This window comes from Psychrobacter sp. DM4 (genome assembly GCF_051307035.1).
Lineage (GTDB): Bacteria > Pseudomonadota > Gammaproteobacteria > Pseudomonadales > Moraxellaceae > Psychrobacter.
In genome coordinates this window covers 142,468-155,200 of record NZ_CP195536.1, presented here as the reverse complement: position 1 = coordinate 155,200, position 12,733 = coordinate 142,468, and the positions used below count along the sequence as shown (strand labels likewise).

The window sequence follows — 12,733 nt, the reverse complement described above, 5'->3', positions numbered from 1 at the left end:
GCCTTGTTTATTTCTCATAGAGTGATACTAAAATGGATATCGCTAGAACAACTGAAGTTGTCCGCAATAATATAAGACGGTAGGTATGACAACTTGCTGAGCTATTCATGACAAAGGTAAAAAGCTTGTACTAGCATTTGCTAATACAAGCTTTGAGACTTACAAGTCTAATAGCAACATGGTTGGGTCTTCTACCAAGTCCTTAAGCGTAACTAAAAACTGTACCGCTTCTTTACCATCAATCATACGGTGATCATAAGATAAAGCTAGATACATCATTGGTAGTATCTCAACTTTACCATCGACTGCCATAGGGCGATCGTTAATAGCATGCATACCCAAAATAGCAGTTTGCGGTGGGTTCAGGATAGGTGTCGACATCAATGAACCAAAGACGCCGCCATTTGAGATAGTAAAAGTACCGCCGATCATCTCCTCTAACCCCAACTTACCTTGTTGTGCTTTGCCGCCAAGCTCGCGAATTTTGCTCTCTACATCCGCCATACTCATCTGATCAGTATCACGAAGCACAGGTACGACCAAGCCGCGATCTGAGGATACCGCAACACCGATATCATAGTAACCATGATACACAATATCATCGCCATCTAGTGACGCATTGACTGCTGGGAAACGTTTAAGCGCTTCAGTTGCAGCTTTAACGAACAGCGACATAAAGCCTAAACGCACGCCATGACGCTTCTCAAACTGATCTTTGTACTTAGTACGCATGTCCATTAATGGCTTCATATTGACTTCGTTAAACGTCGTGAGCATCGCCGTTTCTTGCGTCGCTGACAATAGACGCTCAGCTACACGCTTACGCAAACGCGTCATAGGAACTCGTTTTTCCGTACGCTCGCCTGCTGACTCAGCGACAGGACTACCGCTATCAGATTTGATTGAGTTGTCTGATTTGAGTTTTGGACTTGCCATATCTGATTTGGTAACACGACCATCACGGCCACTACCCTCGACATTTTTAGGATCAACGCCAGACTCTTTTGCAGCCTTGCGTACTGCTGGGCTTTGATCTTTGTGGTCGAACTCTTTTTTATCTGTCACTTGTACCGGCTCACCGCCATCAGCGGCTTGCTTTGCCTGTACAGGAGCAGCGGGCTGTTCTGGGTTGACCGCTGGTACACCTTGCTCATCTGAGCTGTTGCTGTCGTCTTGAGCATCAGTATCTTGACCGCCTGCGTCAGCACTCGCGCCAGCTTCAAATTCAGCAATCAGATCTGCTGATTCAACGGTATCATCTACTTGTTTGACAATTTTAGTGACTACACCATCGTCAGGTGCAACAACTTCTAATACAACTTTGTCAGTTTCAATTTCGGCCAATAAGTCATCGCGACTTACTTGCTGACCTTCTGTGACATGCCATTCAACGATCGTGCCATCGGCAACTGATTCTGGAAAAACGGGGGCTTTGATCTCAGCCATCGATAAACTCCTTAGATTTGAATACTGCTAATTATTGAGTCGTGATAGTCAGCTTATAAGATTAGAATACTGACTATCATCGCTTGATTAATTTAGGACTTAATATAAATATTATTTAGACAACTTATCAATGCTGACACCAAGACCGCCTGCAACTAGGTTTTGTTGCTGCTGAGCATGCAACTTAGGAGAGCCTGTCGCAGGTGCTGCACTTGGTGGACGTGCGATGGGCTCCATCACTTTTGCCTTGGTTGGATGGGGTACGACGATACGGAACATATGCGGTGCTAGATAGTACCAAGCACCTTGGTTAAGCGGCTCCTCTTGCGTCCAGACAATCTCTTTTAGATTGCTATATTTTTCAATTTCGCTAATCAGACGCTCTTCTGGTAGAGGGTACAGCTGCTCGATACGGACGATAGCCACATGCGTAAGACCAAGCTCACGGCGCTGCTCTAACAAGTCATAGTATACCTTGCCGCCGCACAGTACTAGGCGTGTAATGTCGTCTGCATTTTGCTCGTCTGTCTCTGGCAATACAGTCTCAAATTTGCCGTTGGCAAGCTCTTCTAGTTGCGAAGTAGCAAGCTTATGACGCAGTAAGCTCTTGGGTGACATCACAATCAAAGGCTTACGAATAGGACGAACGGCTTGACGACGAAGAGCGTGGAATATCTGCGCAGGCGTCGTTGGTGTAATGACTTGCATATTGTCTTCAGCGCACAGCTGCAAGAAGCGCTCAGGACGTGCTGAGGAATGCTCAGGACCTTGACCTTCATAGCCATGTGGCAATAGCATGGTCAGACCGCAAACGCGCTGCCATTTGGTCTCACCGCTAGATATAAACTGATCAATAACAACTTGCGCGCCGTTGACGAAGTCACCAAACTGCGCTTCCCAAACGATAAGAGCGTTAGGTACGGTAGTCGCATAGCCGTATTCAAAGGCCAATACCGCTTCTTCTGATAACAGCGAGTTATAAGTAGCAAATCGTGCTTGCGTCTCACTGATATGAGCAAGTGGCACATACATACTGCCATCATTGACATTAAAGATTTCGCTATGGCGATGCGAGAACGTACCACGTCCAACATCTTCGCCAGTAATACGAACCAATACGTCATCATTATCAACTAATGAGGCATAAGCCAAAGTCTCAGCCGCGCCCCAATTTAGAGGCTCATCCCCTGTTTGCATGGCCAAGCGCTGTTCCATCATTTTTTGTACTTGACGCTGTAACTTATAGCCTTCTGGCATTTGAGCCATACTACGACCGTAGCCCTTGAGCTTCTCTATATCAACACTCGTATCCCAATCGTCGACTAGGTCATGACCCAGATAAGGCGCCCAGTCTACAAATAGCTTTTCATTAGGTTCACTGACTAGCGAGTTGGCAACGTACTCGCCGCGATCTAGCGACTCACGATATTCGTCCTCGTATTTACTCGCGACTTCGCTGTTGATAACGCCCGCTTCGATTAGCTTGTTGATATATATGGTGCGAGTAGTCGGTAGTTTTTTGATAACTGCGTACATAAGTGGCTGCGTGGCTGAAGGCTCATCAGCTTCATTGTGACCATTACGGCGATAGCAAAATAGATCAATGATAATATCTTTATCAAATTCATGGCGGTAGTCTAACGCCAATTGAGAGACAAATATCACCGACTCGGGATCATCACCGTTCACATGTAGAATAGGCGCATGTACCATCTTGGCTACGTCGGTACAGTATTCTGTCGAGCGCAGATCTTCTTGACGACTGGTCGTAAAGCCCACTTGATTATTGATGACAATGTGTACTGTACCACCTGTGGTGTAAGCACGCGTTTGCGACATCTGAAAGGTTTCTTGTACCACGCCTTGTCCAGCAAAAGCGGCGTCACCATGCACAACGATTGGCAGTACTGAATTGCCATTTTTGTTCTCGTAGCCTGGCTGATCATTACGGCGAACTTGACGCGCTCGCACTGACCCTTGTAGTACTGGCGCGACGATTTCTAAATGCGAGGGATTGAAAGCTAGTGCTAAATGCGCTTCACCACCAGGCGTCATTACATTGGACGAGTAACCATTATGGTACTTAACGTCGCCTGAGCCTTTTTCTGGCTGTACTTTGCCATCGAACTCATCGAACAGGTCAGCAGGATTTTTGCCTAAGATGTTGATCAATAGGTTAAGGCGTCCACGGTGCGCCATACCGATAACCATCTCTTTGGTGCCGTAGCCACCAGCACGCTGAATGATCTCGTCTATCGCAGGAATAAAGCTTTCACCGCCCTCTAAACCAAAACGCTTAACACCCGTATATTTGCGAGCCAAATATTTCTCTAAGCCTTCGGCAGCTGTTAGGCGTTCTAAAATAGCTAAACGCTTTTCTTTATCAAACTCAATATAGCCTAGATTGCTCTCAAGATATTTTTCCATCCAGCGTTTTTCGGTACTGCTAGTCACATGCATGTACTCAACACCGATATAACTACAATACACACGCTCCATGATCTCGATGATTTCACGTAGCGGCGCTTCACTCTTATCGATATTTAGATCGCTAGTAGGATAGACAGTGTCAAGGTCTGCCTCTGATAAGTTATGGTACGCAAGCGTCAAGTCTTCTACTTCTGGACGCGGATGCAAGCCTAAAGGATCTAAGTTGGCACGGCGATGGCCACGGCGACGATACGCCGATATCAGTTGCTGTACGCCCATTTGCTTGGGATCAGCACGATCCGCCACATTACTAGTCGTGATGCTCGTTGATGATGCACGACCTTTATTGGCCGTCTGGTTGCGAGCCAGCAATAAGAACTGATCTTGAATAGCATTGTGCATGGCGTCGTTTGGCGACTGATACTGTTTGAAGTATTCCTGCCAATCGCTATCTACGCTATCCGGATTGTCCAAAAACTGCTCATAAAGAGCTTCAATATAATTAGCATTATCAGCGGCAAGCTCGGTATGAGCTGCGTCCGCTGCTTCTTTGATTGTACTATTCATAATAACCGTCTATTTGATAGATAAATGAATGAAAGGTAAGGGTTTGCGTGATAAATCTGTATCTAGAGTATAAAAACACAATATCAATCGTAATTTACAAACTTGTGCTATTTTACTCTTTATTTGTGAATGCTCAGTTTTCTTAATGCTCTCGTCGCACAACCTTATTTTATATATACTGCCGTTAGTCATAAGCAAAGCTATGTTAGTGAGTCCAGTAGACCATCAATTTAGTGTATGATTTACCTGTTGTTTGACACCTATTTTTTAGCTTGTGTCATCATTTTTACGTATTAACTATATAGTGCTACCTACCCTAACATGGGGTTAGTGGCCGACATAGTTTGTTTGTTCAATACTAAGTATTTATGTACTAAATATCTAGTATCATTCTATTATACCCAATGTATTTCTATACTATGAAATTATAATGCTCTGCTTTGTATATAACATAGCTGCAATCTTACCAAAAAAAACACCGCCAAGTCACTCGGCGGTGTTTTTAATTTCAAAAGACTAACAAACTTGATGTTTTAGCCTGCTTGGTCTATTAGCATATTACGTAGATGGCCAATCGCTCGAGTTGGATTTAAACCCTTTGGACATACAGACACACAGTTCATGATACCGCGACAACGGAATAAGCTGAACGGATCATCAAGACGTGCTAGGCGTGCTTGCGCATCACTATCACGACTGTCTGCTACAAAACGATAAGCATGCAATAGAGCTGATGGACCTAAGAACTTGTCAGGATTCCACCAAAATGATGGACAGCTGGTCGAACAACAAGCGCATAAAATACACTCATATAAACCATTTAGCTCTTCACGCTGCTCAGGAGATTGTAAACGCTCTGTTGGTGGTGCTGGCTGATCGTTGATCAAATACGGATGCACTTTTTCGTACTGCTCGTAAAACTGGTTCATGTCGACGACCAGATCACGAACAACGGGTAATCCAGGTAATGGACGTACGGTAATTTTTTCAGGTAAAGTATTCATGTTTAATAGACAAGCTAAACCATTTTTACCATTGATGTTCATGCCATCAGATCCGCAGATCCCTTCACGACATGAGCGTCTAAAGGTAATAGTCTCGTCTTCTTTTTTTAGACGTAGCAAAACATCAAGCAACATACGATCCGATTCTAGTAGCTCAATATTGTAAGTTTGCATACGCGGAGCTGCGTCCCTGTCAGGATCGTAGCGGTATATCTCGATAGTACGGTTGCCTCTGCTCATAATACTTAACTCCACACTAGGTAATGGCTGGCTTGTCGGTATTGTATAAGTAAAGTCATAAAATCAGTAGTACTCATACTTACCTCAGGCTTGCATTTACCCTTTGTAATAGATGAATTAATAGTAAAACCAAGCGACTAAAAATGATCATTAGTAGTCGCCATATAAACTAACTAATAAACGCGAACTTTAGGCTCAATGTAGTCAACAGTGAGTGGTATTTTTCGCACAGGCTTATAGACAATACGATTGCCTTCAGAATACCACAAGGTATGTTTCATCCATTCGTGGTCGTTACGGCCATTTGGTGCATAATCATCATCTTCTGGACGATCATAATCAGCAACACTATGAGCGCCACGACTTTCGTGCCGGCTAGCAGCAGAGATCATAGTTGCTTTTGCGACTTCATAGAGGTTTGCCACTTCGAACGCTTCAATTCGGGCAGTATTAAAGACCTGAGATTTATCCGCTAGGTGAATATTTTCAACCTTTTCACCAAGGGCTAGAAGTTTCTCGACCCCTTCATCCATCATCGCTTGTGTACGGAATACACTAGCATGCGTCTGCATAATAGTACGGATCTCATCAGCCACGTCTTGAGCATTGTGACCTTCAGTTGATTGCTGTAATTTGTCTAAACGACCGACGGTATAATCAAGTACGCGTGGATCCATAGGCTTGTAATTGTGATCGTTTTGATGAAATTCATCAACAATATGTTTACCAGCGGCGCGACCAAAGACTAATAGATCAAGGAGTGAGTTGGTTCCTAAACGGTTAGCACCATGAACGCTCACGCAAGCACATTCGCCAATAGCATATAGACCTTGGACAATATTGCCTTCGGTATATAGACCTTCATCATCCGTACCCGCTTCTAGATCGGGTTTGACTACTTGACCATGGATCGTCGTTGGAATGCCGCCCATCATATAATGAATAGTTGGAATAACTGGAATCGGCTCTTTGGTGATATCAACGTTTGCGAAGTTTCTGCCAATCTCAAAAACGGATGGCAAGCGCTTCATGATGGTTTCGACCCCTAAATGCGTCATATCCATTACGATATAATCGCCATTAGGGCCACAACCTCGACCCTCTTTGATCTCTTGATCCATAGAACGTGAGACTAGATCACGCGGTGCTAAATCTTTGACAGTTGGCGCATAGCGCTCCATAAAGGCTTCACCGTCTTTGTTACGTAAGATAGCACCTTCGCCTCGGCAGCCCTCAGTTAACAGGACACCTGCGCCTGCGACACCCGTCGGATGAAACTGCCAAAACTCCATATCTTCTAGTGGAACGCCTGCGCGTACCGCCATGCCGATACCGTCGCCCGTATTAATATAAGCATTAGTTGATGCTTCAAAAATACGCCCTGCACCGCCCGTTGCGAGTACCGTGATCGGTGCTTGGAATACGGCAACCGTACCTGTCTCTTGCTCTAAAGCAACAACACCGTTGATATTGCCCGCTTCGTCTTTAATCAAATCAAGAGCAATCCACTCAACAAAGAACTGCGTGCCTTGCTCTAGGTTTTTCTGATATAGCGTATGCAATAGCGCATGACCCGTACGGTCAGCTGCAGCGCAAGCGCGTTGAACAGCCTTTTCACCATAGTTTGAGGTGTGTCCGCCAAAGGGACGCTGATAGATAGTACCGTCTTCGTTACGATCGAACGGCATTCCCATATGTTCAAGCTCATAGACTACTTTTGGCGCTTCACGGCACATGTACTCGATAGCGTCTTGATCGCCTAACCAGTCTGAACCTTTGACCGTATCATAAAAGTGAAAATGCCAGTTGTCATTACTCATATTACCAAGGCTTGCGCCAATACCGCCCTGTGCTGCTACTGTATGCGAGCGCGTTGGAAACACCTTGGTAAGGACAGCAACATTCATACCTGCTTCTGCCAGTTGCAATGAGGCGCGCATACCTGAACCGCCGCCACCAACAATGATAGCATCGTAATTTAGGGTCTTAATATTGCTAATAGTATTATCTTGTCTAGTTGCCATTATGGTCTTCCTAATGAGTACTCAATATAAGTAGTACTTGTGAAGTAAATAAGGATTATCTGATAGGTTGGTCTATAGCTCTGTGCATATAGACTATCTACTGGCGATATAAGAGCGATGTCATCATTCGTGTGGGCGGCGTTTATAATACCCATCAAACTACTTGCAAGAATATGAACGGCTTAATCTTTATCAGTGTCAATGCTAGTAGCCTTGTTGATTCGTTATATCCTTACACTACTGGCAAATTAGGACATCACGGGTGGCTACTATTCTATATAGTCATCAATTTGCTACTTTTAAACACTTCATTTGTGACTTAACAGTTTGTATTTGCAAGCAATTAACTATTAGGTCAGTAATGAAAAAGTAATCATCGAACAAAGTAGCAGTCTACAAAAAGCTATCGATTAAACAGCAACGACGTTGAAGCCATTACCCCAAAAGATCATGATGCCCCAAAATACGTAGACCAAGATTGCTGCAACCATCAATGCTTGTAGCGCTAGACGCAAGCCTGCAGCTTTTGCACCGACTTTGCTAGTGGTGATGTAATCTGTAAACACGGTCCACATACCAACCCAAGCATGACCTGCTAGAGCAATAATAGCGACTAGACTAAATAGACGCATAGGCAAACTGTTCATAAAGCCAAACCACTCATAAAAATCAACGCTGCCATGGGTCAAAAAGAAACCTAGCAGGGTCAAGCTATATAGAGCCAATACCACAGCGCCAAAACGTTGCACAATCCAATCGCGTGACCCTGAACCTGTCAAACCTGTTGCGCTCTTGATACCTGAATTATTCTTAATCATTAGAACATCACCCATATAAATGACGCAACGATCAGTATCGCAGCGATAACAAAGCTCACAACAGCAGCTGTGCGACCAGACTTTAGCTCTTCGTTCATGCCCATATCAGCAAACAAATGCTTCATACCCATCACAAAATGGTAAGAGATGGCAGCGACAAATATCCAAGCCACAAAACGAACCAAAACGTTATCGAATACAGTTGCAAAGCTCTCAGGTGATGCCAAAGAAGTCTGTAGTAACCAAAGCATGACAGGAATAAGTAAGAATAGAACGATACCTGAAATACGGTGCAAGATTGAGGCAATAGCGATAGGTGATTTTGCATTAACGCTAATCACTTGACTCATAGGTAGATCAATGGGTCGGTTGCTTTTCACAGCGGTCATCCTTTTGCGGTTATACTCATGTATCTACTTGGTGCTCAAAAGAGCCATATAACTCTAAGCACGGTGCAAATAATGAGGCGAATAGAGTTAGGAAGAGCTAATTGACCTTGTCTATTTTGTACCAACTATGGCTGCTCTATCTATGTAGCACTTCAAGTCACAACCCCACTGTAAACATAGATTACATTATTAAGGAAGACTTCAAGATAAGCTACTTAAAAATAGAACAAATAACAAAAACATTCAAGTTAAGAAATATATCTATCCTATGAATGTCCGTCTTTATGGTAACAAAATATAAGTTCGTAGTAGATCTTACAATGGACATAATAACGTTGTCTCATCTTCATCTACTCACGCCAACAAAGTTTGCTTTAGCCAAATTGTCTCAATTATAAAATGCCTGAGCACTAATTACAAACTTATCGTCTGAATAATGAGTTATAAAAGGATTTTAACGGTCTGTTAACAACTTGAAACGTCACAATGATGACTATATCTTTGTATTTTAATCGAAATTTAGATAGAACATATCGTTGTCTAGACCATATCTAGTAAAAGTATCATTTTTTATAAAATATTTGTAATGTCAGTAATCATACATATTTTGATACAATAATTACCGCATCTAAACGTCCACAAGGGCCGTTGATCGATAGCATGAATGCTAAAAGTCTTTTCAAATCACTGTTGTTTACTGCTAAAATAGATAAGATAACGTATCAATAAGATTTTGCGAGTCACTGTTTGACTCGTAACGACGCAAAAATAGGCGTTAGTTTCGTTTTTGTGTTAATAAATTAAAACCAATGGAGAGGAAATTATGGCTGATAACAATATGGCTGATAAGAGTGCCACATTAACTATAGATGGTAATGAATACCAGCTGCCTATTACAGATGGTACTTTAGGACAGTCGGTTATTGATGTTGCTGCCTTACAAGAAGCGGGCTACTGGTCTTATGACCCTGGATTTAAAGTCACGGCTCCCGTTGAATCAAAGATCACTTTCATCAATGGCGGTAAAGGTGAGCTGTTGCATCGTGGTTACCCCATTGATCAATTGGCCAATAATGCTGAATACCTAGAAGTCGCCTATGCTCTTATCAATGGTGAACTTCCAAACAGCGAGCAAAAAGAAGATTTTTTCAAAAAAATTCGTCAGCATTCAGCAGTACATGACCAATTGCGTAAGTTCTTTGAAGGCTTTCGCCGTGATGCCCATCCTATGGCTATTATGGTTGGTGTCGTTGGTGCCTTATCCGCGTTTTATCATGAAGGCCTAGACATCAGCAATGAGAATGATCGTGAGCTTACCGCTATTCGCCTCATCGCCAAAATGCCAACCCTTGCTGCTATGAGTTATAAATACTCACAGGGCGAGCCATTCATGTATCCACGCAAAGATTTTAGCTATGCTGAGAACTTCTTATACATGATGTTTGCAACTCCAGGCGATACTGACTATAAAGTGAATCCTATCATTGCTGATGCTATGGATAAGATCTTTACTTTGCATGCAGATCATGAGCAAAATGCATCAACCTCTACGGTACGTCTAGCAGGTTCTACTGGCGCAAACCCTTACGCCTGTATCGCTGCAGGTATTGCCGCCCTTTGGGGTCCATCACACGGCGGCGCAAACGAAGCTGTGCTTGAGATGTTAGATGAGATCGGATCAGTTGAAAATGTGCCGGAGTTTATGGAAAAGGTGAAGAGCCGTGAAGTGAAGCTTATGGGCTTTGGTCATCGTGTCTACAAAAACTTTGATCCACGTGCGCAAGTACTCAAAAAGGCCTCTGATGAAGTATTAGAAGCTTTAGGAATTGATGATCCTAAGCTTGAATTGGCTATGGCACTTGAAAAGATTGCTTTAGAAGATCCGTTCTTCATCGAGCGTAACCTGTATCCGAACGTTGACTTTTATTCTGGTATTATCTTAAAAGCTATCGGTATTCCAACGTCAATGTTTACGGTTATCTTCTCGCTAGCGCGTACCTCTGGTTGGATCAGTCATTGGCTTGAGATGCACAGCACGCCATTCAAAATCGGTCGTCCGCGTCAGTTATATACGGGCGAGACTAAACGCGATTTCGTTCAGCTTGAAGATCGTAAATAGATTTTGATCACAAAAAAGTAAACGACTACACATAAAAAATCCCGCCTACTGTGCGGGATTTTTTATGTCTTAAATTTTGTATATGTAAACTATTGAAATTCCTTTAACGTTTGCTCGTACTTAGCGATTTGTTCGTCATAGTCCTTGATAGTGTCGTTGAACTTGCTCATAAGGGCCTCGAATTCTTGCTGTTGTACCAGCTTCATTTGCTGCATATCGACCACTTGCTGCGCCTCTATCTGCTCCCAGACCTGATGCTGAATGATGAGACGCGCAAGCGCCGGACTCTTAGCATTCACCCTGTTTGCAATCTCTGGATGCTCAAACAATTGCGGGATTAACGCTGCGATATTAAGCAGCGTATCGGTATCCTGTGCGCTCAAGTCAGTGGTCACAGGCTGATAAAGCGCTTGAATTGCTTGCTGATAGTTTTCTATAACTTGCGTCTCAGTTAGCATCTCAGTTTTGCGCGGCTCTAAGCTGATACGCTTGAGTACCGTTAGATCACGTACGCCTACCTCAGTGCTGGTATTAATATCGCTGTTCATCTCTGAATTATTAGTAGCCACTTCTTCATTCGTTACCCTTTCATCGTCGGCAGACTCGTTCGGTGATAACTGAGCATTGCCAGCTTGATCAGGATCAACTGCTAGTAGACTATTCTCAGTATCTGAGGCATCAGCCGCTTGTAGCGACTCATACTCTGCTTGCAGGCGTCGCTGTAACCCCAACACTTGATTGACATACAAAGGCTGGAACTGCTCTATACGAGCAGCTGCCGAATCACTCTGCGCAACAGATTGATTATCTTCAGCACGCTGTTGCTCTTCTGTTTTGATCTCTATTTTCTCTGGTGTTGTCTCTGGATCTGCTTGCGGATTACAGGCGGCTAGTAATATAGAGCCTGTTAAGGTAATTGTAGTTAGGCTTACCGAATGGCGTAAGCGTATTACACTTTTGTTTTCTTTATTGTCTAGATTGGATGATAAAAATTTAAACATTAGAATACAGACCCTTTGTTAAATATCAAAACCAGTATGGCAATCCATTGCTTGTTTGCGGCAGGTTTGGTAATTTGCAAACAGTTTTTATCATAGCGACTATTGAAAATAATTCGAAGACTAAACTGTGAACGGGCTGTCAGTATCTTTGATGGGGTTGTCTGATTGCACTCTTAGAAATGGGATACAAGCTTGCAAGTCCTGACAGTCCTGCCCGCGTTGACGACGGATAAAATAATCTTGTACCATACGAGCTTGCTGCTCTATACCATATCTAAAAAACGATTTTCCTGTTTTTATGATGTAGCGATAACGACGATCAAAAACAGCACCGCGTACTACCTTAATCCCTTGCTGCAACTGCCAGACATGAGTGAGCTCATGTATGAGCCAACTTTGTTTGCTAAGAGTAGTCTGAGCAAAGTCCTCTATCCAGTCTGCTGCACTGAAGTAAATGTTGCCATTAGGACTTACCGCGTAATTTTTGAGTACCCACCATGCTGTTTTTAGCGCTACTTTATCAAGATTGATATCCTCACCAAATACGCTACGTGCCAGTATAATTTCGCCATCCGTGAGATATCGCGACTTGCTAGCAGTAAGATTAAGACCTATAGAGCTTATAGCATTCAGATATCTGGTATTCAAATATCGATTCAGGCTTTTTTTAATTTTTTGAGCCATAATCATCATTC

The 12,733-nt window shown here is 43.2% G+C and carries 9 protein-coding genes; 1 reads left to right on the top strand and 8 read right to left on the bottom strand.

The genetic code is table 11. The features are described from left to right. Window positions 1-159: 159 nt before the first annotated feature. From odhB to sdhC, 6 genes are all read right to left on the bottom strand, one after another. Window positions 160-1,446, bottom strand: a complete 1,287-nt coding sequence (gene odhB / locus ACR64G_RS00670; RefSeq protein ID WP_435979652.1) for a 2-oxoglutarate dehydrogenase complex dihydrolipoyllysine-residue succinyltransferase — start codon at window positions 1,444-1,446, stop codon at window positions 160-162. A 111-nt stretch (window positions 1,447-1,557) separates the two neighbouring features. Further along, the gene (locus ACR64G_RS00665; protein WP_435980601.1) at window positions 1,558-4,431 is read right to left on the bottom strand and encodes a 2-oxoglutarate dehydrogenase E1 component; all 2,874 of its coding nucleotides are present in this window, start codon (window positions 4,429-4,431) and stop codon (window positions 1,558-1,560) included. 545 nt (window positions 4,432-4,976) lie between these two features. After that, window positions 4,977-5,687, bottom strand: coding sequence for a succinate dehydrogenase iron-sulfur subunit (locus tag ACR64G_RS00660; RefSeq protein WP_435979651.1), 711 nt, complete (start codon window positions 5,685-5,687; stop codon window positions 4,977-4,979). Window positions 5,688-5,860: 173 nt separating this feature from the next. Continuing rightward, window positions 5,861-7,711, bottom strand: coding sequence for a succinate dehydrogenase flavoprotein subunit (gene sdhA / locus ACR64G_RS00655; protein ID WP_435979650.1), 1,851 nt, complete (start codon window positions 7,709-7,711; stop codon window positions 5,861-5,863). A 410-nt stretch (window positions 7,712-8,121) separates the two neighbouring features. Then, window positions 8,122-8,526, bottom strand: coding sequence for a succinate dehydrogenase, hydrophobic membrane anchor protein (gene sdhD / locus ACR64G_RS00650; RefSeq protein ID WP_317199677.1), 405 nt, complete (start codon window positions 8,524-8,526; stop codon window positions 8,122-8,124). 2 nt (window positions 8,527-8,528) lie between these two features. Next, a complete protein-coding gene (gene sdhC, locus ACR64G_RS00645; protein ID WP_435979649.1) occupies window positions 8,529-8,918 on the bottom strand; it encodes a succinate dehydrogenase, cytochrome b556 subunit in 390 nt (129 codons plus the stop codon). An 838-nt stretch (window positions 8,919-9,756) separates the two neighbouring features. Here sdhC and gltA point away from each other — a divergent pair. Further along, window positions 9,757-11,037, top strand: a complete 1,281-nt coding sequence (gene gltA / locus ACR64G_RS00640; protein ID WP_435980600.1) for a citrate synthase — start codon at window positions 9,757-9,759, stop codon at window positions 11,035-11,037. Window positions 11,038-11,126: 89 nt separating this feature from the next. On the opposite strand, the gene ACR64G_RS00635 is transcribed toward gltA, so the two are convergent. Together ACR64G_RS00635 and ACR64G_RS00630 are read right to left on the bottom strand one after the other, a co-directional pair. Next, complete coding sequence (locus ACR64G_RS00635; protein WP_435979648.1) at window positions 11,127-12,038, bottom strand: hypothetical protein; 912 nt, start codon at window positions 12,036-12,038, stop codon at window positions 11,127-11,129. A gap of 120 nt (window positions 12,039-12,158) precedes the next feature. Continuing rightward, entirely contained in the window at window positions 12,159-12,722 is a 564-nt protein-coding gene (locus ACR64G_RS00630; protein ID WP_435979647.1) for a type IV secretion protein Rhs, read from the bottom strand. Between the last annotated feature and the right edge of the window lie 11 nt (window positions 12,723-12,733).